The sequence below is a fragment of the Sorangium sp. So ce124 genome, assembly GCF_051525235.1.
Taxonomy (GTDB): Bacteria; Myxococcota_A; Polyangia; order Polyangiales; family Polyangiaceae; genus Sorangium; species Sorangium atrum.
The window spans coordinates 11,442,947-11,466,184 of the sequence record NZ_CP150312.1; the positions used below are offsets into that span (position 1 = coordinate 11,442,947).

General features: G+C 75.3%; 10 protein-coding genes. 5 read left to right on the forward strand and 5 right to left on the reverse strand.

Features of this window, described 5'->3' with window-relative positions; genetic code table 11:
* Positions 1-333: 333 nt before the first annotated feature.
* The 3 genes from WMF19_RS43025 to WMF19_RS43035 all read left to right on the forward strand — a co-directional run bounded on the left by WMF19_RS43025 (position 334) and on the right by WMF19_RS43035 (position 14,205).
* A complete protein-coding gene (locus WMF19_RS43025; protein WP_437895684.1) occupies positions 334-885 on the forward strand; it encodes a hypothetical protein in 552 nt (183 codons plus the stop codon).
* Positions 886-1,372: 487 nt separating this feature from the next.
* A complete protein-coding gene (locus WMF19_RS43030; RefSeq protein ID WP_437895685.1) occupies positions 1,373-13,516 on the forward strand; it encodes a tetratricopeptide repeat protein in 12,144 nt (4,047 codons plus the stop codon).
* Positions 13,517-13,866: 350 nt separating this feature from the next.
* Positions 13,867-14,205: an HU family DNA-binding protein gene (locus tag WMF19_RS43035; protein ID WP_012239209.1), complete on the forward strand. Its 339-nt coding sequence runs from the start codon at positions 13,867-13,869 to the stop codon at positions 14,203-14,205.
* Positions 14,206-14,410: 205 nt separating this feature from the next.
* Here the strand turns inward: WMF19_RS43035 and WMF19_RS43040 are convergent, their stop codons facing one another.
* Positions 14,411-15,013, reverse strand: a complete 603-nt coding sequence (locus tag WMF19_RS43040; RefSeq protein ID WP_272095543.1) for a hypothetical protein — start codon at positions 15,011-15,013, stop codon at positions 14,411-14,413.
* 220 nt (positions 15,014-15,233) lie between these two features.
* Positions 15,234-15,515, reverse strand: coding sequence for a hypothetical protein (locus tag WMF19_RS43045; protein WP_272095542.1), 282 nt, complete (start codon positions 15,513-15,515; stop codon positions 15,234-15,236).
* Positions 15,516-15,787: 272 nt separating this feature from the next.
* Between WMF19_RS43045 and WMF19_RS43050 the strand changes: the two genes are divergently transcribed.
* On the forward strand, positions 15,788-16,594 hold the full coding sequence (locus tag WMF19_RS43050) for a hypothetical protein (RefSeq protein ID WP_437895686.1): 807 nt from the start codon (positions 15,788-15,790) through the stop codon (positions 16,592-16,594).
* A 142-nt stretch (positions 16,595-16,736) separates the two neighbouring features.
* On the opposite strand, the gene glyA is transcribed toward WMF19_RS43050, so the two are convergent.
* On the reverse strand, positions 16,737-18,008 hold the full coding sequence (gene glyA, locus WMF19_RS43055; RefSeq protein ID WP_437324439.1) for a serine hydroxymethyltransferase: 1,272 nt from the start codon (positions 18,006-18,008) through the stop codon (positions 16,737-16,739).
* Positions 18,005-19,321 carry a dihydrolipoamide acetyltransferase family protein gene (locus tag WMF19_RS43060; protein WP_437324438.1) on the reverse strand — a complete coding sequence of 439 codons (1,317 nt, stop codon included), beginning with the start codon at positions 19,319-19,321 and terminating at the stop codon, positions 18,005-18,007. The genes glyA and WMF19_RS43060 overlap by 4 nt, the downstream gene beginning before the upstream one ends.
* Positions 19,322-19,683: 362 nt before the next feature.
* On the opposite strand from WMF19_RS43060, the gene WMF19_RS43065 reads away from it, so the two are divergent.
* Positions 19,684-21,492 carry a glycosyltransferase family 39 protein gene (locus tag WMF19_RS43065; protein WP_437895687.1) on the forward strand — a complete coding sequence of 603 codons (1,809 nt, stop codon included), beginning with the start codon at positions 19,684-19,686 and terminating at the stop codon, positions 21,490-21,492.
* A gap of 57 nt (positions 21,493-21,549) precedes the next feature.
* On the opposite strand, the gene WMF19_RS43070 is transcribed toward WMF19_RS43065, so the two are convergent.
* Positions 21,550-23,199 carry a hypothetical protein gene (locus tag WMF19_RS43070; protein ID WP_437895688.1) on the reverse strand — a complete coding sequence of 550 codons (1,650 nt, stop codon included), beginning with the start codon at positions 23,197-23,199 and terminating at the stop codon, positions 21,550-21,552.
* Between the last annotated feature and the right edge of the window lie 39 nt (positions 23,200-23,238).

Sequence of the window (23,238 nt, forward strand, 5' to 3'; positions counted from 1 at the left end):
GGTGCATCGGCTCCGCCCGCGGCCGCCCCGCCCGCGCAGGCGCCCCCTGGTGCGAGCGACGCGGCGCCTGCTCCGGTGGTGAGCCCGGCGCCCGCCGAGCCCGCGTCGAGCGTGCGCGAGCGGCTCGGTGAACGCGTGCTGTTCGCTCGTGAAGGTCTACACGGACACCGACCGGCGTGAGCCGCATCGTCGAGAGAATCCACCTCGCCGGCGCTGCCTCGCGCCGCGCCCGCCTCGGGCTCAGCTTCGAAGCGGCCAAGTAACGCTGTCGCTGGCGAGGAAGTGGCGTTTCACCGAGGCTCTCGAGCTGGCTCACAGGGGGACAAGAACACGATGCAAGGGACGCATTCTGTCGATGTGACGACGGCACAGGCTCTGGCCCAGGAGTGTCTGGACGCGCGCTATGGCAAAGGCAAGGTGGCCATGCTGGGCGAGCCGCTGGCGTTCGAGTCTGGCTGGGTCTTCTTCATCTGTGACGCGGAAGACGGTGAGACCTTCTTCGGGAACGCGCCGGTGATTGTCGATCGGACGGACGGGCTGGTATACGGGATCGGCTCCGGCAATTCGGTGGAGTACTATCTGAGCGAGTACCGGAGGTTCAGGCGCAGCCTGGTGCGTGTGCGGTCGTTGGCGCAGGCGATCAGCCATGTCCTGGAGCGGGCGGACCATCATCGGGGCCTGGTCGTCGCCAGGTCCAGGGGAGGGCGCCCGAGGCTCTTCAACCTCTTCCACGTCGATGGGGAGGTCAGGGTCTTCGATGACGCGAGCGAGAGAGATGTGCTGGGGACGATCGAACCTCAGTTCGACGAGCTATGGTTCGATTGGGATTACCGTGGCAGGGATCCGCTGGGCTATCACGAGCAATTCGACATCTTCATGGATTGAGCGGCGGCGACGCGGGGCGCGCGTGACGCGTAGGACGCCTGCCGGGCCGGTTGCCCCTCGCGCCGCAGCCATCGAGGCGGTGTGCGCGCGCGTGCCCTGCAACCGAACCGTACAGCCGAGCCCAGCAGCTCCGTGAGCCCGTCCCTCCCGCAACAGGCGCCGCAGCGCCGCCGTGCAGCCCGCCGCGGTCCGCCACCAGGACGAACGCGCGTGCCACCGCTGTCGCATCTCCTCCTCTCTTCTGCTCCGCCAGTGCTCGACTCCACCCTCCCTCACGCTCACGCGCTTCCCGCGCCGCGCAGGGCCGCCGCCCGCGACGATCGGGCCTCCCGCCCGAGCCAGGGCCCCGTCCACGAGCCCATTTACCCATTTGGGAAACGCTCCTGTTACCTTGGGCAGCGCTCCGCAGCGCACTGCGGGCGCAGGTTCGACGGCAGGGCCGGCACGCCGGCCCCTTGCACCACCGCCAGCCGAGGTCCGGATCCACATGCAGCAGGACACGAAGAGCGCGCGCGTCTCGTTCCGTATCGACAACCTCGAAGCCGCGCTCGAGCAGGGGATCGACAACGAGGCGGCCGCGCTCGACGTGCTCGTGGCCGCGGCGGCCAAGGGGAGCCTGCACCCCGAGCTCTGGACGAAGCTCCACGAGGCCTCCGCCCGCCACGACCGGTTCTCCGAGCTCGCGTTCGCCTACGAGCGCCTCGTCGGCGAGCGGCGGTTCGGGATGCTCCCGCAGGCCGCCCAGGCCGAGGTCCTCGTGCGCGCCGCCGAGTTCCTCGCCGACTCCTTCGGCGACCCCGGCGGCGCTCGCCCCTACCTCGAGCGGGCGCTCTCGGTGCTGCCCTCGCATCAGGAGGCCTTCTTCCGGCTCGAGCGCATCCTCCAGGAGGCGAACGAGCCGGCGAAGCTCGCGGACCTCTACGCCCTCGCCGCGGGCCACCGCGCGGACCGCGCCGAGCAGCTGTCGCTGCTCCGCCGCGCGTTCGAGCTCGTCGACGTCAGCGGAAACGGCGCGAGCGACGAGGAGCGCGCGATCAAGCTGCTCCAGCAGATCCTCAAGGTCGACCCGGGCGACTCCTCGGCGCGCTGGGAGCTCGAGGCGCGCTACGCGCGCGCCGGGCGGCACCAGGAGATCGCGAGGATGCTCGAGCAGGCGCTCACCGCGGAGGCGCCGCCGCCCGACGCGCTCGAGATCCGCGCGCGGCTCATCGACCTCTACAGCGGCCCGCTCAAGGAGATCGAGCGGGCGCTGCCGCACGTCGAGGAGGTGCTCGCGCAGAACCCGGACCACGAGGCCGCCCTCCGCGCCGGTGAGGCCCTGCTCGCGCGCAAGACCGTCCTCGTGCGCGCGGCCGCGGCGCTCGAGGCGGCCCACGCGCGCCGCGGGGACGCCCAGGAGGCGGCGCGGATGATGGCCCTCCAGATCGAGAACCTGCGCGGGCCGCGCCGCGTCGAGGTGCAGAAGCGGCTCGTCGAGCTGCAGTTCCAGCGGCTCGGCGATCTCGCGTCGGCGTTCTCGCTGTCGGAGCAGATCCTCGCGGTCGACCCGTCCGACGAGGCGGTGCGCGAGCGCTTCGTGGCGCTCGCGTCGGCGCTCGACCGCCAGGCCGACGCGGCGCGCGTGCTCGTGCGCGCGTCGTCCGGCGCCAAGGAGAAGCCGCTCAAGGCGCGCATCGCCGCCGAGCTCGGCGAGCTGTACGAGGGCCTCGGGGACGGGAGGAAGGCGCGCACGTCCTTCCAGCAGGCGCTCGACGGCGAGCCCGACGACGCGGCCGTGCGGCGCGCCGCCCGCGGGCTCGCGAAGCTCTGCGAGCGCGAGCGCGACGCGCGCGGGCTCGCGGGCGCGCTCGAGCGGCTCGCCGGGGCCGAGCCGGAGGCCGAGCCGCGCGAGGCCGCGGCGGAGCGGCTCGCGCGGCTCTACGAGGAGGAGCTCGGCGACGCCGCGGGCGCGATCGCGGCCTACCGCAGGCTCGCGGAGTCGGGCTCCTCGCGCGAGCCGGGCGCGCTCGCCGCGCTCGAGCGGCTGTACGAGGCCACCTCGGCGCACGAGGGCCTCGCGTGGGTGCTCGAGCGGCGCGCCGAGGCGGAGCCGGATCGCCGCGCGGCGCGGGAGCTCGCCTTCCGCGCGGCCGAGCTGCGCACCCGGCTCGCGGATCTGCCCGCCGCCGTCGCCGCCTGGCGCCGCTACCTCGCGGCGTTCGGGGCGTCGCGCGAGGCGCACGCGCGGCTCATCCCGCTGCTCGAGCAGGAGCGGCGCTGGGCCGAGCTCGAGGCGCTCCTCGAGGCCGAGGCCGAGCTCGCGGCCGGGCAGGAGCGCGCCTCGGTGCTCGCCCGGATCGGCGCGATCCGCATGGCGCGGCTCGACGATCCGGCCGGCGCGATCGCCGCGTACCGCCAGGCGCTCGCGCTCGATCCGGCCGACCGATCGAGCCGGCTCGCGGTCGAGAAGATGCTGGGCGCGCCCCCGGGCAACGGCGCCGCCGGCGCGGAGTCGTCGCGGCAGAGCTCCCACCTCCTGCTGACCGACGATCAGCGGCTCGCGGCCTGCGCGGTGCTGGAGCCGATCGCGCGCGCGGAGAAGGCGGCGCCGCTGCTCGTGCGCGTGCTCGAGACGAAGGCGGAGCTCGGGCCCGTCGCGTGGGCCCCCGGCGCGTCCGCGCCGACGCCGGCCGACGTGTCGGGCAGGCTCGCGGCGCTCGAGGAGGCGGCCGCCGTGGCCGAGCGCGAGCTCAGGGACCCGAAGAAGGCGCTCGATCTGTCGGCGCGCGGGCTCTCGCTCGCGACCGCGTACGCGCCGGAGAGGCTCGCGCGGTGGGTCGCCGAGGTCGAGCGGCTGACGGAGCACGGCAGCGAGTCCGCGCGCCGCGCGCCGGCGCTCGCGGGGGCGCTCGGGGATCGCGCGGTGGACAGCCCGGCGCTGTCGCACCTCGCGCGGCGCGCGGGCGAGGCGCTGCTCGCGAGCGGCGATGTGACGCAGGCGCTCGCCCTCTACCGCCGCGCGCTCGCGTTCGAGCCCTCGTCGCTCGAGCTCATCGCGCGCGTCGACGCGCTCCTGCGCGAGCAGGGCAGCCCCGAGGAGCGGCTCGCGCTCTACCGCGAGGCGCTCGCGCAGCCGTGCGCGCCCGCGCGGCGGCGGGAGCTCTTGCACGCGATCGGCACCATCCAGCGCCGCGACGTCGGCGACCTCGCCGGGGCGGCCGCGACGTACCGCGCGGCCATCGAGGACGACCCGGGCGACGACGCGGCGTACGAGGCGCTGCTCGAGACGTACGCGGCGGGCGGCGCGTGGGGCGCGCTCTACGGCGCGCTGGCCGAGCGGCTCCCGGGCGTGGCGCCCGACGCGCGCGTCGCCCACGAGCTGCGCATGGCGGACGCGGCGGCGAGGGGCGGGGAGGTCCCGATCGCGGTCGCGCACTACCGCGCGATCCTCGCGAGCGGCGCGGCGATCGAGGGCGCCGCGCTCTCCGCGATGGAGGCGCTCGCGCTGTCCGCCGGCGACGCGGCGCTGCTCCGCGAGGTGCTCGAGCGGCGCGTCGCCGCCGCGGGCGATCCGCAGGACGAGGCGCTCTGGCTGGAGCGCCTCGGCGAGCTCGCGGCGTTCGGCATCCGCGCGTCCGACGCGTCCGACGCGCCCGACGCCCCGGCGGCGCAGGCCGCTCCGGGCGACCTCGACGCCGCGGTGACGGCCTGGCAGCGCGCCGCCGGGCTCGCGGAGGGGCCGCTCGCGGATCCGGAGCGGGCGCAGAAGCTCTACGAGCGCGTGCTCTCCGTCGCGCCGAAGCACCGCGACGCCGCCGCCCGCCTCGCGGCGCTCTACCGCGGGCAGGGGGCCTGGGCCCGGCTCGCGGCCGTCTGCGAGGTCCTGATCGAGACGGCGGCGTCCGACGACGAGGCGCTCGCCGCGCTCGCCGCGCTCGAAGACGCGGCGATCCGGGCGCGCGCGACGCCGCGCTTCGTCGACGCCGCGCTCGATCTCCGCGATCGCATGAGGGCCGAGGGGGAGGGGAGCGCGCCCGCCGGCAAGGCGGCGGCGCGGGTCCGGGCGATCGAGGCGGCGCTCGCGCGCGTGCTCGCCGCCGATCCCGAGCGGCAGGACGACGCCGCGTCCGTCTACCGGCGCCTGCTCTCGCCGCAGGACGACGGCGACGCCGCGCGGGGCGCGCTCGACCCCGCCGCGCTCGAGGCGTTCCGCGCGTTCCTCGCGCAGAGCCCCGATACGCTCGCGCGCCGCGTGGACCGGCGCTGGCTCTTCACGCTCCTCGTGGAGCGCGGGCACGAGGGCGAGCGCCCTCGGGCGCTCTCCGCGTGGGCCGCGTGGGAAGAGGAGATCGGCAACCGCGCGGCGGCCGCGGCGCTCTACGCCCGGCTGCTCGAGGCGGATCCCGAGAACGACGACGCGCTGGCGGCGCGGGGGCGCCTCCTCGCCGAGGTGGGCGATCACGAGGGCGCGGCGGAGGTGCTCGCGGTGCGCCGCGACCGGAGCGAGGGCGGCGCGCGGGTCGCGCTCGACGTCGAGCTCGCGACGCTCCTCTTCGATCGGCTGGATCGGCCGGCGGACGCGCTCGACGCGGTCGCGCCCGCGATCGAGGCCGGGACGATCGAGCCCGCGGTGCTCGAGATCGTGCAGCGCGCGCTCGGGCGCCCCGAGACGCAGGCGCGCGCGGCGCTCCTCCTCGAGCGCGCGTGCGACGCGGTCGACGACCCCGAGGCGCGCGTGGCGCTGCTGGAGGCGCTCCTCGCGAGCTCGCCGGCGGACGCCGCGCCGGGCGCCGCGCTCGACGCGGGCAGCCTCGCGGCCGCGCAGCGCGCCGCCGTCCGCCGCGGCTGGTTCGAGCGGCTGCTCGAGCACCACGACCACGACGCGCCGCGCGGCCTCGATGTCGCCCTGCGCGCGGTCTCCGAGCTGCCGGGCGAGCTCGACCTCTGGGATCGGCTCGAGGAGCTCGGCCGCCGGGCGAAGCAGCCCGAGCGCGTCGCGGCCGCGCACGCCGCGGCGCTCGACGCGGGCGCCGCGCTCCCGCCCGACATCGTCGAGGAGATCGGCCGGCGGGCCGTCGAGCACCACGAGGAGTGGTTCGACGCGCCGGAGGCCGCCCTCGCGCTGCTCCGCCGGCTCGTCGAGCTCGTGCCTGGCTCGCTCTGGGGCTTCGAGCGGCTGAAGCTCGCCTACAACGCGGCCGAGCGCTGGGAGGACCTGTTCGCGCTCTACGACGCGATGCTCGATCGCACCTCGGCGGCCGACGAGCGCGTCTTCCTCCTGGAGGACGCCGCGGCCGTCGCGCGCGACCTCGCCGGCGACGGCGAGCGAACGATGCGCTACCTCGAGCAGCTCCTCCCGCTCCAGGACGACGCGCGCACCCGCGCCGCGCTCGAGCGGCTCTACGAGCGGCACGGCAGGCACCGCCCGCTCATCGATCTCCTGTCGGCCGAGCTGCCGAGGCTCTCCGGTGACGCGGCGGATCGGCTCCGCGAGCGCGTCGCGCTCCTCTGGATCGAGGGGGTCGGCGACGCCGCGTCGGCGCTCCCCGTGGTCGAGGAGCTCCTCGACGCGCCCCCGGCGCCGCGCGCCGTCCGCGCGGCGCCGCGCTCCGTCGACGCCTTCGCGCTGCTCGAGCGGGTCCTCGGGGCGCTGCCGCCCGAGCAGGCGCCCCGCGAGGCCGGCGCGCGGCAGCGATCGGCCGCGCTGCTCGCGAAGCACTACCGCGAGGAGGCGAGGCCCACGGACCTCGTGCGCGTGCTCGAGATCCAGCTCGAGGGCGCCGACGTCGGCGATCGCCCGGCGCTGCTGCGCGAGATCGTGCGGCTCCGCCGCGACGCCCTCGGCGACGAGCCGGGCGCGTTCGCGCGGCTCGCCGAGCTCGTCGAGCTCACGCCGTCGGAGGCCGGCGATCGCGCCGAGCTCGCCGAGCTCGCCGAGCGCCTCGGCCGGCACGACCGCCTCGCCGAGGTCCTCGCCGCGGCCGAGCCGCGCGCCGGCGACGCGCGGCAGGCGCTCTCGCTCGTGCGCGACGCCGCGCTCCTGCGCCGCGACCGGCTCGGCGACGCCGACGGGGCGATCGCGCTCTTCCGCCGGCTCTTCTCGCTCGCCGAGGCGAGCGGCGACGCGGAGGCCGCGCGGGACGCCGCCCGCGCGCTCGATCGGCTCTTCGCGGAGGGCGACCGCGTCGCCGAGCGGTGCGACGTGCTCGACACGCTCGCCGCGATCGAGACGGACCCGGCGGCGCGGCGCGAGGCGCTCGGCGAGCTCGCGCGGCTCGCCTCCTCGCGGCTCGGCGACGAGGCGCGGGCGATCGCGGCGTACTCGGCGCGCCTCGTCGACGACCGCCAGGATCTCGCGGCGCTCGACGGCCTCGCGGCGCTCCTCGAGGAGGGCGGGAGGTACCGCGAGCTCGCGGCTGTGCTGGAGCGCCGCGCGGCCGTGCGCGGCGGCGCGGGCGGCCGGCGCGATCTCGGGCGCGTCGCGCGGCTCTTCGAGCGCGAGCTCGGCGACGCCGACGAGGCCATCGCCACCTGGCGCCGCATCCGCGAGGAGCTCGCGCCCGACCCGGAGAGCGGGGACGCGCTGGCCGCGCTCTACACGCGCGCGGAGCGCTGGGGCGACCTCGTCGCGCTGCTCGAGGTCGAGGCGTCCGCGGCCGGCGCGCTCCCCGGCGGGGCGGGCGCGGCGCGCAGCGTGGAGCTCTTCCAGCGCCTCGGCGACACGCACCGCGATCGCACGCTCGCGTGGGAGCTCGCCGTGAAGGGCTACCGCCGCGCGCACGAGGCCGAGCGCGACGCGCGCCGCGCGGGCGGCGAGGGCGGCGGCGGTGCGGCCGACGGCGGCGACGAGCGCGCCGCGCGCTCGCCCACGCCGCGCGCGGGGCTCGAGGAGCTGCTCGGCCGCATCGACCCGGCGTCGGCCGAGCACCGCGGCGCGCTGGTCGCCGCCGTCGGCGCGTTGCTCGAGATCTGCGCCGACGCGGACGACTGGCGCGGCCAGATCGCGCTGCTCGAACCGCGGCTCGCCGCGGCCGGGACGGACGCCGAGCGGGTCGCCATCCTGAAGGCCTCCGCGGCGCTCCTCGAGGAGCGAGGCGACGACCGGGAGGGCGCCTTCGATCTCGCCTTCCGCGCGTTCCTCCTGTCGCCCGGCGCCGAGCCGCCCGAGGGCCTCCTGCGGCTCACGGACCTCGCGGGCCGCTGGCACACGATCGCCGACGCGCTGCCCGAGCTCGAGCGCCGCGGCGACGTCCCTGCCGCCACGCTCCGCGACCTCACGGCCCGCGTGGGCCGCTGGCACCGCGACGCGCGCGCCGACGAGGACGCCGCCGAGCGCGCGTTCGAGCGCGCGCTCCTCCACGACCCGGCCGACCGCGCGATCCTGCTCGATCTCGCGGAGCTCCTGCGGCGACGGCGCGGGCCATCGCTCGTCCCGACGCTGCTCCGGCTCGCCGCGGCGACAGGGCACGACCTCGCCCTCTACCGCGAGGCCGTGGAGGCGGCGCGCGACGCGGGCGACGCGGCGCGTGCCCGCGAGATCGCGGCGGAGCTGCTCGAGATCGCCGTGCAGCGCCTCGGCGACGAGGAGGGGCAGCCCCCTGGGCCCGGCGCGTGGCCGGCCTCGCGCGCCGCCCTCTGGGCGATCGACGCGCTCGTCGGCATGCTCGCGGGCGCGGGCGACGGGCCGCAGATCGTCGCGCTGTGCCGGCGCGGCGCCGCGCTCCCGTTCGCGCCGAGCGAGCGGCGCCGGCTGCTGCGCGTCGCCGCCGAGGCGGCGGAGCCCGGCGAGGCGATCGCCCTCTACGGCGGGCTGGTCGCGGACGATCCGACGGACGAGCCGATCGGCGAGAGCCTCGCCGCGCTGCTCCGCGCGGCCGGTCGTCGCGAGGAGCTCGTGCGCCTGCGCGAGTTGCAGATCGAGGTCTCTGGCGATCTCGAGCGCCGCGTCGCGCTCCGCTACGACGCCGCGGAGCTCCTCGCGGACGCCACGCGCGCGTCCGAGGCGATCGCGCTGCTCCGCCAGAACCTCGCCGAGAGCCCGGGGCACGGCCCGTCGGTCGACAGGCTCGCCTCGCTCCTCGAGGCGGGCGGGCTGCACCGCGAGCTCATGCTGCTCCGCGAGGAGCAGGCGGCCGCGCGCGGGCCGGCGGCCGCCGGCGGGGCGGCCGCAGAGCTATGGCTCCAGGCGGCGTCCCTCGCCGAGCACGAGCTCAACGAGCCCGAGCGCGCGATCGCGAGCTACCGCCGCGCCGCGGACATCGGGTCCGTCGAGGCGCTCGACGCCCTCGCCCGGCTGCTCGCGCGCCGCGGCGAGCACGCGGCCGCCGCCGAGGCGCTCGAGCGGCTCTGCGCCGGCGCAGGGCCCGAGGAGCTGCACCAGGCGGCGCTCCGCCTCGCGGACGCGTACCTGGCCGCCGGCGAGCCCGATCGCGCCCGCGCCGCCCTGGAGCGAGCGCTGCCCCGCGCCGCGCAGCCCGCGCCGCTGCGCGAGCGGCTCGCGTACCTCTACCGCGCGTCGGGCGCGTGGAGCGCCCTGGCCGCGCTCATCGCGGGCGACGCCGCGCGCGCCGACGAGGCGCCGGCCCGGCTCTCGCTCCTCCGCGAGGCCGCGGACCTCTACCTCACGCGCGGCGGCTCGCCCGCCGCCGCGATCCCGCTGTTCGACGAGGCCATCGCGCTCGCGCCGGACGACCTCTCGCTGCGCCTCGCGCGGAGCCGCGCCCTCTCCGCCGCCGGCCGGACCGACGACGCGACCGCGGCCCTGCGCGGGATCATCGCCGACTTCGGCGCCCGCCGCCCCAAGGAGCGCGCGCTCGTCCACTACGAGCTCGCCCGTGTCGCCCTCGCCACGGGCGATCGCGCCCGCGCGATGGCGGAGTTCGACCTCGCGCTGCGCGTCGACCCCGCGCACCCCGACGCGCTCCACGGCCTCGCCGGCCTCGCCCTCGAGGACGGCCAGCTCGAGCGCGCGCACCGCGCCTACCGCGCGCTGCTGCTCGTCGCGCGCCGGCCCCGCGACGAGGGCGAGGGGCTCGTCGGCGCGCGGCGCAGCACGATGCCGCCGACGCGCTCCAGCGTGGGCCTCCCGTCGGCCACCTCGTTCAGCCGGGCCGAGGTCCTGCTCGCGCTCGGCGAGATCGCGCGCCGGCAGGGGGCGCCCGACCGCGAGGCGGAGTACGTCGAGTCCGCCTTCGAGGCGGCGCGCGAGAGCGACGCGGAGCACGAGAAGCTCCTCGCCGCGCTGCGCGCCCGCGGGCGCCACGACCTGCTCGCGCGCGCCCTCGAGGCGCGGCTCGCCGGCCCTGCGCTCGAGCCCGCCGAGGACGCCGCCGCGGCGCTCGGCGAGCTCGCGTCGCTCTACGAAGGCCCGCTCGATCGCCCGGAGCTCGCGCTCTCGGCCCGCCTGCGCGTCCTCGATCTCACGCCGGGCGCGGGCGCCGCGCACGACGCCGCCCTCGATCTCGCGCGCCGCTCGGGCCAGACGCAGCGGTACGTCGACGTCGTCGAGCGGCTCGTCGCCCGGGCGGCCTCCGAGCCGTACGAGGTCGCGCTCCTGCTCCGCTTCGGCCGCGCCCTCGAGCTCTCGCCGGCCGATCAGGAGCGCGCCGCGGCCGTCTACCGCCGCGCGGAGGCGAAGATCGCGGCCGTCGCGCCCTTCCACGACCGCGCGGGTCGCGACGCGAGCGACGACATCGAGCAGCTGTGGCGCTCGCTGGAGGCCATCTACGAGCGCCTCGGCGACCGCGCCGCGCAGGCGGACGTCCTCCGCAAGCGCATCGGCCTCGCCGACGCGCCGGCCGCCGCCGCGGCCAGCGCGGATCGCGCCGGGCCGCGGTACCGCCTGGCCGCGCTGCTCGCGGCGGACGCGGCGGACGTCGATCAGGCGATCTCGCTCCTCGAAGAGGCGCTCGAGCTCCACGCCGATCCGGACCGGGCCGAGGCGATCCTGCGCGACGCGCTCCGCACCGATCCGAGGAACCCGCGGGCGATCCGCCTCTTCGAGCGCCTCGCCCGGCAGAGCGGGCGGCCGCGCGCCCTCGTGGACGCGCTGCTGCTCCTCGCCGAGGTCGAGGGCCCCGGGGTCCTCGAGGAGGCCGTCCGCACCGCGCGCGCGCTCGGCGATCGCGAGCTGGCCGAGTCGATCCTGCAGCGCATCGTCGGCTCGGGCGCGCGGTCTTCGTCCGATTCGTCCGATTCGTCCGATCCGTCCAGCTCCGCGTGGGCGCTCGTCGCGCTGGCGGAGCTCCGCGAGGAGGCCGGCGATCTCGCGGCCGCCGCGTGGCTCTCCGAGCGCGCCGCGCGCGCCTCGGCGCCCGAGGAGGAGCGCGCGCTGCTCCTGCACGCCGCGGAGCTCGCCGCCGGCCCGCTCGCCGACCTCGTCCGCGCGGCGCGCCTCTACGAGGAGCTCCGCGCCCGCGAGCCCGCCGAGCGCGAGATCTGGACGCCCCTCGCCGGCGTGTACCGGCGGAGCGGCGACGCCGCGCGCCTCGCCGCGCTGCTCGAGGAGACGGCGCCCCTGGTCGACGATCTCTCCGAGCGCTGCGCGCTGCGCCTCGAGCGCGCGCGCCTCCTCGCGCAGGGGTCGCCCGAGAAGGCGGCGGCCCTGCTCCGCGACATTCTCGACGAGGATCCGACCCAGGTGGAGGCCGCCATCCTCCTCGCCACGATGCTCGAGGAGGCCGGCCGCACCGACGAGCTCGGCGAGCTCTTCGCGCTGCAGCTCGACGCCGCCAAGGATCGCGCGGACGTCGCCTCGATCGCGTCGCTCTCGATGCGCCTCGGCGCCCTCCTCGAGCAGCGCGGCGACGATCGCGGCGCGCGCGACGTCTACCTCGGGGCCGCGGACTGGGACGGCGCGAACCGCGACGTGCTCCGCGCGCTCGTGCGCCTCAGCCGGAAGCGCGACAACGCGGACGACCTTACCGACGCGCTCGAGAAGCTCCTGCGCACCGAGCAGGGCGGCGAGGCGGCCCAGCTCGCCCTGGAGCTCTCCGAGCTGCACGGCGCGCGCGGCGACGACGCCGCGGCGGAGGCCGCCCTCAAGGCCGGGTACGCCGTCTGCCCGACGAACGACCGGCTCCGCGAGGAGCTCGCGTCGCGCTACGCGGCCCGCGAGGCCTGGCACGCCCTCGCCGAGCTCCACGTGCTCACGGCGCACGTCGCCGACGCCGACGAGGCGCGCGTCGAGTCGCTCTGCCGCGCCGCCGAGATCCTCCGCGATCGCGCGGGCGACGCCGCGGCGGCGGCCGAGCTCCTCGAGCGCGCCCTCCGGGTCGCGCCCGGGGATCGCGACGTCTTGATCGCGCTCATCGACGCGTGCGGCGCGGTCTCCGACCACGCCCGCGCGGCCCGCGCGCTCACGGCGACGCTCGAGGCGAGCCCGGACGACCCGTGGCTCTACCGCGCGCGGGCCGAGGTCCACGGCGCGCTCGGCCAGGGCGATCGCGCCCTCGCCGATCTCGAGCGCGCCTACGCGCTCGGCGGCGCCGAGTACGCCGCCGAGCTCGTCGCCGAGCTCGAGCGGGCGCTCGCGCGCGCGGACCACGCGGGCGCGCGGTCCGCCGAGGCCGAGGCCGCGGGCGCGCCCAGCGAGGCCGCGGCGGAGGGGGCGGGCGCCGCCTCGCCGCGCGCGCTCCGGCTGCGCCTCGCCGAGATCCTCGCGCGCTCGGGCGACGTCGAGCGCGCGCGCGCCCACCTCGGCGATCTGCTCCACGCCGACTCCAAGGACCGCGCCGCGCTCAAGGGGCTCGCCGGCCTCGAGGAGTCCGCCGCGCGGTGGGACGCCGCGAGCGCCGTCTACCGCAGGCTCATCGCGCTCGAGGAGGGCGACGCCCTCGTCGCCACGGCGCTCCTTCTGGCCGGCGCCTGCGCGCGCGCGGGCCACCTGGGCGACGCCCGCGGCGGGCTCGAGCGCGCGCTCCGCGCCGCGCCGGGCAACGCCGAGATCCGCGACCGCCTGCGCGCGCTCTACGCCGAGATCGGCGCGAACCGCGAGCTCGCCGCCATCACGCTCGAGGACGCCGCCGCGGCCCCCGACGTGGCCGGCCGCTTCACGCTCCTCGTCGCCTCCGGCCGCCTGCTGCTCGACGTCGGCGACGCCGCGCAGGCGGCCGCGGCGCTCCGGGAGGCGCGCTCCCTGCGCCCGGAAGATAACGAGGTCGCCCTGCTGCTCGTCGACGCGCTCATCGCCGCGGGTGACTCGAGGGAGGCGCGCGCGGTCACCGCCGAGCTCATCGTGGCTGCCAAGGGGCGCCGCTCGCGGCACCTCGGCGCCGTCTACCACCGCGTCGCGCGCATCGAGGACGCCGAGGGGAATCTGCACGAGTCGCTCACGGCGCTCACGAGGGCGCTCGAGAACGATCCTCAGAACGGCGAGCTCGCCATGGAGCTCGGCGAGAGCGCGCTCGGGCTGGGGGAAGAGGACATCGCCGCGCGCGCTTACCGCGCGGTCACCCTGATGAAGATTTCCCCCGAGCCCGGCGAGGGAGGCACGACGCCCGCCGCGCGGGCGCTCGCCTATTATCACCTCGGGGCGATGGCGCTCGCGGCCGGCGACCGCAGGAAAGCGCGCCTGATGCTCGACAAGTCCGTCTCGGAGGACGGCTCGCTCGAGGCAGCCCGGGCGCTCCTCGACGAGCTGCGCGCCGGCTGAGGGCCTGTTCCGCGCGTCTCCGCGGGTATGCCCAGGTCGCGGCGGCCGCCTGCGCGGCCGCCCCAGGCGGCGCGCGCATGACGTGAAGCGTGCAAAACCGCGCCATTCCAGGCGTTTTTTGACGCTCTCCGGCCCGCGACGGCGCCGCGCCGCCGCCCTTCCCGGCGGCTGGTTCCCCCTCTGGCGCACCGCTCCGGCGCGGTCTTTCAGGGGTCCGCGCGATGCCCCGTCTCAGAAATCGCTATTTCTCCCCGCATTTTTGTCTTTTTTTGTCCTGTGTCGTGTGTAAGGTTCACTGAGGCTGTGCGCGGCGAGGTGTCGCGCGCGAGCTCATGTCCGAGGAGAGTGCCATGGCAAGTAAGAAGACGGCCGGGGGCGGCGCGAAGAAGACGTTGAGCAAGAGCGGCCTGATCCAGGCCATCACCGAAGCTGCCGGTGATGAGCTGAGCCGCAAGCAGGTGAAGAACGTTCTCGAGTCCCTCATCACGATCGGTCATCGCGAGCTGAAGAAGTCGGGCGTGTTCACGCTGCCCGGCTTCGCGAAGTTCCGGGTGGTCAAGCGCCCTGCGACGAAGGCGCGCCAGGGGATCAACCCGTTTACCAAGCAGCCGATGACCTTTGCCGCGAAGCCGGCGAGCAAGTCGGTCCGCGCTCGGCCGATCAAGGCCATCAAGGACGCGCTCCTGTAGTCTTACGGGATCTCCCAGCGGAGCGCAGGGCGGCCACGGCGACGTGGCCGTTCTTGCTCCATGGCCTCGGCGCACCATCGCCGTGGCGGCGGAAGGGCGTCCAGCGCGCGCAGCGGGGCGGCCCGCGTCGCGTGCCGGCAAACGCGCGCCGCCGCCGGGGGGCCGGGCGGCTCGATGCCGCCGCCGCCCCCGCGGCGAGGTCAGCTCACTTCTTGCGGCTGTAGGCCTGCGCCGCCACCGGTCCCGAGCCGGTGCGCGCCTTGACAACCAGCTTGGCCGTCGCCGCGATGGGGAACGGCCATTGGTAGCAGCTCTGCTTGGCTCCGATGGCGGCTGTCGGGCCGGTGTCCGAGTCGACGGCGAGCACCGGTTTCAGGTTGAACGCAGCGAGCCCTGGCTGCCCTCCGGCGTTCAGATCGAGCTCCAGCTGGATGTCCACCTCGGTGACGGTGGGGAGCGCCTGCGCCAGGAACGTATAGCAATAGCCGGGCTGGAGCATGAAGGTCTGCCCCGAGGCCGTCTGTCCCTCGGGCACCACGCTGCAGACGGGCGCCCCTTCCGGCTGCATCTTCGGCGCCTCGCCGGCGGCGCGGCCCTGGAACATGGTGGTCATCGCGAGCGACTGGACTCCATCGCAGGGCGCCACCGTGGGCGCCGCGACCGGGGGCAGGCCGGCGTCCGGGGGCGGCACGGACGCTGTCGGCTGCGGGGGCGGCGGCGTCCCCGCGTCCGGGGCGTCGTCCGCGAACTCCGACTCCTTGCTGCTGCCGCCGCAGCCCAGCGCTGCCGCCCAGAGAGCCAGGAGCACTGCTGAACCCAACGACCTACCCGTCACCGTCATCTGCGGCCTCCTCGCGCACAGCCCTGCCGCACGCCGCGGCCCCTCGTTGGGACAGCTGTGCTCGCGGCGCTCATACACCCGCCAGAGGGCGGGGGCTATGTGCGAGGCGTCTTGCGCGGCTGCGCCGGCGGCGCAAGCCCGCAGGCAAGCCGGCGCGGGCGTTCGCCCCCTCGCGCCGCCGCGCCGCTCAGCCGCCGGGCTCGCCCACGAACTCCCGCAGGATGCACATGCGCGCAATGAGCAGCGCCTCGGGTCGGATCGCCTGATCGAGGTACGCGGCCGAGTTCGCCTCCACCAGCGACTCGCGCAGCATCCCCTGCTCCAGGAACGTGACCGCGCGTCCGAGGTGCAGCCGCGCCCTGTCGGCCGCGATCCCCATGCCGGCGCTCGCCAGCATCTCTCGTTCCAGGAACCACTGAGCAAACTCTCCGGGACGATCGAGCTTCGCTCGGGAGCCGTGGTCGGTCATGCCGTAGGCTACCTCACTTTTTGGCCCCGGCCAGCCGCGCCTGGCCGCAATAACCCGGGAAATCATGGCAGAAACAGCATCAATCCGTCGGATGGGCGCGATGAAAGCGAGGGCGTGCCACGTCCAAAGCGACATCCGGCGGACGGACCTGGAGCTCGGTTGAGCGGGCTTCGGGGGGCGCGCCGGGGAGCTCCCCGCGAGCCACCCGTTGCGTCGCGAGCCCGTCAGTGAGATTGAACGCGGCGTTCTGCCGGAAATTCGAGGAGGTTCTTTTGCTCCGTACGATTGGCGTCCTGCCCGCCCTGGTCCTCACCGTCGCCCTCGCTGCTGGTTGTCAACAGCGGGAGTCCACGCCGCCGAGCTACGCGAACCAGCCCCCGCCCGGCTACTACCAGCAGCCCGGGTACCAGCAGCCCGGGTATCAGCAGCCCGGGTACCAGCAGCCAGGATATCAGCAGCCCGGGTACCAGCAGCCTGGGTATCAGCAGCCCGGGTACCAGCAGCCCGCCCCGACGCAGCCTGCCCCCACACAGCCCGCCCCGACGCAGCCTGCCCCGACGACGCAGCCTGCCCCGACGGCGCAGCCTGGCGGCTTTCCCTGGCCGTTCCCGATCCCTGGCCAGCAGACCGGCGGGCAGCAGCCGGCCCCGAGCGGCGGGAGCAGCTCCGGTAGCGCGTCGGCGATCGATCCGAACCTCGCCTCCGCCGCGACGATCCCGCTGAACAACCTCGCTTCGACCGAGGCGCCCGGCATGACGAAGGAGGGAGGGCCGATCGCGGGGCAGTTCAGCGCCGGACAGACCCTCGAGCAGCAGGTCCAGCTGATGCCCGGCAAGTGCTACACGATCGTCGGCGTCGGCGCGGGGATCACCGAGCTCGACATCAGCCTCGTCGCGCTGACCCCGATCCCGATGGGCTCCTCGGTGCTGGCGCAGGACAACTCGAGCGGCTCGAACGCCGTGCTCGGCGGTCGAGGCAACTGCTACCGCTGGTCGCTCCCCGTCGGCATCAACGCCAAGTTCATCGTGAAGGCCACCGCCGGTTCGGGCGTCGCCGCCGCGCAGCTCTACGTGAAGTGACGCTGACAGGGCGCCGAGGACGCCAGGAGATCGCGCTCCGTAGCGTCCTCGGGCTCGGCCACAAAAACGCCGAGGACGCCAGGAGATCGCTCTCCATGGCGTCCTCGGTTGCGGCGCCGTGGCTCGCCGCAGCGCCGGCCAGCTAGAGCCGGATGCCGGGCGCCGGGAAGCCGCGGCAGAGCTCCGCGACCTCGGCGGCGATGCGCGCGATGCGCGCCTCGTCGTTCACGTTCTGCGCCACCTCATCCATCCATGCCGCGAGGCGCTCCATCTCGGCGACGCCCATCCCGCGCGACGTCACCGCCGGCGTGCCGATGCGGAGCCCCGACGGGTCGAACGGCTTGCGCGGATCGAACGGGATCGAGTTGTAGTTCGCCACGATGCCCGCGCGATCGAGCGCCTGCGCGTACGGCTTGCCCGCGATCCCCTTCGGCGTCATGTCGATCAGGAGCAGGTGGTTGTCGGTCCCGCCGGTGATGAGCCGGAAGCCGCGCGACTCCAGCGCGCGCCCGAGCGCCTGCGCGTTCACCACGATCTGCTTCGCGTAGGCCCGGAAACCTTCCTCCGAGGCCTCCTTCGCCGCGACCGCGATGGCCGCGGTCGTGTGGTTGTGCGGACCGCCCTGGAGGCCCGGGAACACCGCCTTGTCGATCGCGCTCGCGTGCTCCTTCTTGCAGAGGATCATCGCGCCGCGCGGGCCCCGGAAGGTCTTGTGCGTCGTCGACGTCACCACGTCGGCGATGCCCACCGGCGACGGGTGCACCCCCGCGGCCACGAGCCCCGCGATGTGCGCGATGTCCGCCGCCAGGATCGCCCCTACCTCGTCGGCGATCGACCGGAACGCGGCGAAGTCGAGCGTGCGCGGGTACGCCGTCGTCCCGCACCAGATGAGCTTCGGCCGGTTGGCGCGCGCCAGGTCGCGGACCTGATCCATGTCGATGCGGTGATCGCTCTCGCGAACCCCGTACGGGATGCTCTTGAAGTACTTCCCGGTGATGCTCACCGACCAGCCGTGGGTCAGGTGCCCGCCCGCGGGCAGGCCGAGGCCCATGATCGTGTCGTTCGCCTGGGCGAACGCCAGGTAGACGGCCAGGTTGGCCGGGCTGCCGGAGTAGGGCTGCACGTTCACGTGGTCGGCCCCGAACAGCTTGGCCACCCGCGTCCGCGCGAGCTCCTCGACCACGTCGACCTGCTGCTGACCCTCGTAATACCGCTTCTGCGGGTACCCCTCGGAGTACTTGTTCGTCAGCACCGAGCCCGTCGCCTCGAGCACCGCCCGAGACACGTAGTTCTCGCTCGCGATGAGCCGGAGCGTGTCCGCTTCCCGCCGCTCTTCCAGGCGGATCAGCTCGGCGATCTCCGGATCGACCTCGCCGAGCGCCCGCAGGCCCTGAATTTCGCTTGTCGCGCTCATACCTCGAACTCCCCGCGTGTGAGGATGTCGGTGACGCGCCAGAGGAACGAGTTCGCCAGCACGCCGTCGATGATGCGGTGGTCGTACGAGAGCGCGAGGAACATGACCGGATGGATCGCGATCGAGTCCTCCTTGTCCTTCGTGACCACCACGACGCGCTTCTTGATCTCCCCCATCCGGAGGATGCCCACGTTCGGCTGCGAGATGATCGCGCCGCCGAAGAGGTTCCCCTTGAGGCCGGGGTTCGAGACCGTGAAGGTCGTGTTCGCGAGATCGTCGGCCGTGATCTTGCCGGACTTCGCGCGCCCGGCCAGCTCGTCGATGCTCCTCGCGATGCCGCGCAGCGACAGCTCGTCCGCGTGCTTGATGCTCGGGACGATGAGGCCGCCGGGCGTGTCCACCGCCACGCCGAGGTTGACGTCGCGCAGCACCACGTACGAGTTCTCGAGCACTCGAGCGTTGAACTCCGGGTGCTCGCGCAGCGCGCGGACGGCCGCGGCGCAGATGAAGGACAGGAACGTGAGCGACACGCCCGCCTTCTTGAACTCGTCCTTGTGGAGGTCGCGCAGCTTCGACGTCTCGTGCAGGTCGACCTCGGCGACCGTCACCACGTGCGGCGACGTCACCTTGGAATAGACCATGTGGTCGGCGGTGATGCGGCGGCGCCGGCTGAAGGGCACCACCTTGTCGCCGGGCTTCGGGGAGTAGGGCGGCACCTTGTACGCGCCGTACCCGACGCCGGGCACCGGCGGCACGAACCCGCCGCTCGCCTGGATGAGCTGCGACAGCTCCGCGGCCGCGCTCGCCGGCTGGGCCGCCGCGCTCGGCTGAGGCGCCGGCTCGGCCGACGCGCCGTGCGCCGCGCGCATCACGTCGTCGCGCGTGATCCGGCCGTGATCGCCTGTCCCGTGCACGTCGCGCAGGTCGACGCCCGACTCGCGCGCGAGCTTCTTCGTCGACGGGCTCGTCAGGGGGCGGGCGCTCTCGTCGTGCCCGTTGCTGCCGGGCGCCGGCGCGGCAGGCCGCGCTTCGGACGGCGCCGGCGCCGGCGGCGCGCTCGCGCGCTGGGCCGTCGCCTGGGCCTCGCCCTGCGCCGTCTCGTCGATCCGACAGAGCAGACCTTCCTTGGCGACGACGGTACCCTCGGCCACCGCGATCTGCGAGACACGACCCGCGATAGGCGCCGGGATCTCCGTGTCTGCCTTGTCGGTCGCAACCTCGAGCAGCGGCTGCTCGCGCTTGACGAAATCGCCCTCGCGCACGAGCCACCTCGAGACGGTTCCTTCGACCACGCTCTCGCCGAGCTGTGGCATGCGAACTTCGACCATCGCTTCCCGCGCCTCCAACGCGCGCCGCCGTGAGCGCCCGTTTTCTCCTCTCCGGGCAAGGCGGCAGGGTCGTATACGCCGCCCGCCCTTCGAGAGCAACGACACAGTGTTCGTCCGGTGTGTATCCTTTGTGAAGGTCGCGTGCGCGTGGGCCATGTGGGGCGCGCCGGTCGCGCCGGTTGTGTCGGTTGCGTCGGCTGCGCCGGCTGCGTCGGTTGCGTCGGTCTCGCCCACGGCGAGCCGCCTCCACCGAGGCACGCCTCCACCCAGGCGCCCGGCGCAGGGCGGCTGGAATCGGATGTCGACGCACGTAGACGCTGGCAGGCCCCAGCCGGTACAAGGGCCCCGTGCGTGACGCCGCGCCGGATGCGACCGCAGCCCCCGCCCCCCTGGCCCCCTCGAGCGAGAGCGCGCGCGAGCGCCTCGCCGCCGGGCCGCCGCGCGTCGCGGGGGCGCGGGCGATCCGGGCGGCGTCGCTCGGCGTCATCGCGTTCCTGCTGCTGCAGGTGCTGACCTACGGCTACGGCCGCGATCAGGGCATCTACGCCATGGTCGCGCGCGCGGTGCTCGACGGCGGCATGCCTTACAGGGACGCGTTCGACTTCAAGCCGCCCGGCATCTTCCTCATTTACGCGCTCGCCCGCGCCCTCTTCGGGCCCGCTCAGTGGGGCATCCGCGTCATCGAGGTCCTCGGCCTCGCCGGCATGTGCCTCGCGATGGCGTCGCTCGCCGCTCGCCTCTTCGGCGACCGGAGGATCGGGGTCGTCGCCGCCGCGCTCGCCGTGCTGGTGCACGCCCAGCTCGATTTCTGGCACACGGCGCAGCCCGAGTCGTTCGGCGGCATGCTCACCATCGCCGCGCTGCTCGTCGCCACGCCGCGCGGCCGCGACGGCGCGCCCCGAGCCGCGCCGCGCGGCGCCGCGCTGGTCGTGTCGGGCGCGCTCTTCGGCGCCGCCGGCCTCCTCAAGCCGCCCCTCGCCGGGGGCGGCGTCGTGCTCGCCGTCGCGCTGGCCGCGCCCGCCCTCGCCGAGCTCGCGCGGCGCGGCTCGGAGCGGGCCGCCGTCCGGCGCCGGAGCGACGCGGGTCCGACCGCGATCCAGGGCGAGCCGGCGCGCTCTGCGGCGCCTGCGTCCGGGCCGGTCCGATCGACGGCGGCCGCGCTCCTCTGGGCGGCGCTCCGGCCCGCCTTGCTCATCGCGCTCGGCGGCGTGCTCCCCGTGCTCGCCTGCGCCGCCTGGTTCGCCCTGAGGGGCGCGCTCGGCGATCTGCGGGAGGTCCTCTTCGTCTTCACGCCGCACTACACCGCGCTCGGGTGGCGCGGAGCGAGCGTGCTCGGCATGGCGTGGTACGGCGTCTGCGAGTGGCTCGTCCACTACTCCGGCCCGCTCGCGTTCGGCCTCGCCTGCCTGGTCGCGCTGCACCCCGAACGCCACGAGCGGGCGGGCGTGGCGCTGCTCGCGGGCGTGATCGCCATGCACCTCGTCGGCGTCGTGATGCAGGCGAAGTTCTTCCCCTACCATTACGGCGCGACGTGGCCGCTCACCGCGATGCTCGCCGCGCTCGGCCTCTGGAAGGCGTGGCAGCGGTGCACGCGGTCCGGCGTGAAGGCGGCCGCGGCGGCGCTTGTCGCGGCGCTCGTCGCGACCGCCTTCGCTCGCTCCGCGACCAAGGACGTGGCCGACGACTACATCGAGCGCTGCGCCAAGCGGCTCGCGGTGCTCGCCACGGGCGCGAGGGACCAGGCGCGCCTCGATCGCCTCGCGTCGGTCGCCGACGTCAACGCCGCGGCGAACCGGGAGGTCGCCGCGTGGCTGCGCGAGCGCGTCGCGCCGGGGCGCCCCGTGTTTGTGTGGGGCTTCGAGCCGGTGATCTACGATCTCGCCGATCGCCCGCCGGCGACGCGCTACCTCTACAACGTCCCGCAGCGCGCGGCGTGGGCCCGGCAGGAGGCGCGCGACGCGCTGATGCGCGACCTCGCCGCGAGCCCGCCGGCCGCGATCGTGGTCGAGCGCCACGACGTCTTCCCCTCGGTGACCGGCGACGCGATCGATTCGCGCGACACGCTGAACGGGTTCCCCGAGCTCGCGGGGCTCATCGAGGAGCGCTACGAGCTCGCCGTGAGCATCGAGGATTTCGACATCCACCTCGAGCGCTGAGCTCCGGAGCCAGCGCCGGGCGGCGGCGCGGCGCGGCACGCCGGTGGCGCCGCGCCTTCAGGGGCAGGGGAGGGTGTTGGGCCTGCGAGGGGTCGGCGCCGCCGCCCCGAAGCGGCGGCCGTCGCGGAGGCCGTCGGCGCAGCGCTGGATCGACTGCGTCTGCGACAGCGCGGAGGTCGCGCCCTCGCTGACCTGAACGCGCCCCGGAGCGCTGGAGATCAGCGCGTTCAAGAGCTGCGTGTCCTCCTCGGCCGCCGGTCCGTAGACCACCGCGTCGATGAGGCGCGCCGCCGTGGCCGGTGTGGACGTGGGGAACTCCGCGGGCAGCGCCTGGTACAAGGCGACAGCGTCCGGGCCGTTCTGCAGGGTGTTGCTCGGGAAGACGAGGGCGGGGGTCGGTACGACGCCGCTGTTGCCGACGAGCAGGAGGCCGCCCACGTCCGTCGTCGCGTTGAGCTCGATCGCGCGGTAGGAGCCGTCGGTGGCCCCGTTGTAGAGCACGAGCGTGTAACCGGCGAGGTTCACGTACCGCCAGCCCGTGCTGATCTCGATGAACTCGAGCACGTCACTGCTGTCCGCCGTGTCGGCGTCGATCTCGTTGATCTGGAGCTGGATCACCGTCACCGGGAACGACGTCCACCGCGCCCCCGGCCGGTTCACGACGATGTCCCCCGGGCCGATCGGCGTCTCGTTCGAGAGCGCGGGGATCGTGATCTGCGTGTCGGAGTCGATCGTGAAGGGCTGCGGCGCGAAGCCAACGGTCACCCCCGTCGCTCCGGTGAAGCCGGAGCCGGTGAGCACGAGCGCGCCGCCGACCGCGATGACCGGATAGTCGACGGACGTCACCCTGGCCGGCGCTCCGCACGCAGGGCAGGAGCTGCCGCCGCAGTCGATGCCGCCCTCGTCGCCGTTGCGCAGGCCGTCCTCGCACGAGGCGGCCTGGCAGACGTAGTTGATGCACACCGCGGTCGGGCAGTCCGAGTTGACGAGGCACTGCACGCAGACCCCGGCGGGGTTGCACAGCCCGCCGTCGGCCCGGGAGCACCAGGTGCCGGTCTCGACCGGGGCGTTGATCGGCGAGCCGCCGCGGCAGGAGTCGACCGTGCACTCGCTGTGGTCGTCGCGCACGTCGCCGTCGTCGTCGACCTCCGTGACCGCGCCGTCACCGTCGCAGACGCGTTCGCGGCAGTCGCCGGCCACCTGCACCTTCACGGACGTCCCCGAGGCCACGGGCTCGGTCGTGCATCCACCGTCGGCGCACCTCGCGATCGCGCACTCGCTGTCGGGCGCGGGGCAATCGGTGTCGGCGGTGCACGGGACGCCGCCCCCGCCGCTGCCGCCTGCTCCGCCGCTGCCGCCCGCTCCGCCGCCCCCGCCGGGTCCCTCGCTGCCGCCTGCTCCGCCGCCGCCGGCTCCTGCGTCGCCGCCATTGCCACCGTTGCCATCGACTCCGCCGGCGCCACCGTCGCTTCCGCCGTTGCCACCGCCGGAGCCACCATCGCCACCGCCGGAGCCACCGTCGCCACCGCCGGAGCCACCGCCGCCGTCGCTGCTCCCGCCGCCGTCATTGCCGCCGGAGCCACCGATGCCGCCCCCTCCGGCCGTGCCTCCCTGTCCGCCGCCCCCTCCCGTGTCCTCATTGATGAGGCCGCGATCGGGCATCGTCGCCATCTGGCAGCCCGCGGTGGCCACCAGCGATATGCTCAACGCGAGCGCGGATCCGTAACGATTCGATCTCGAAGTCAT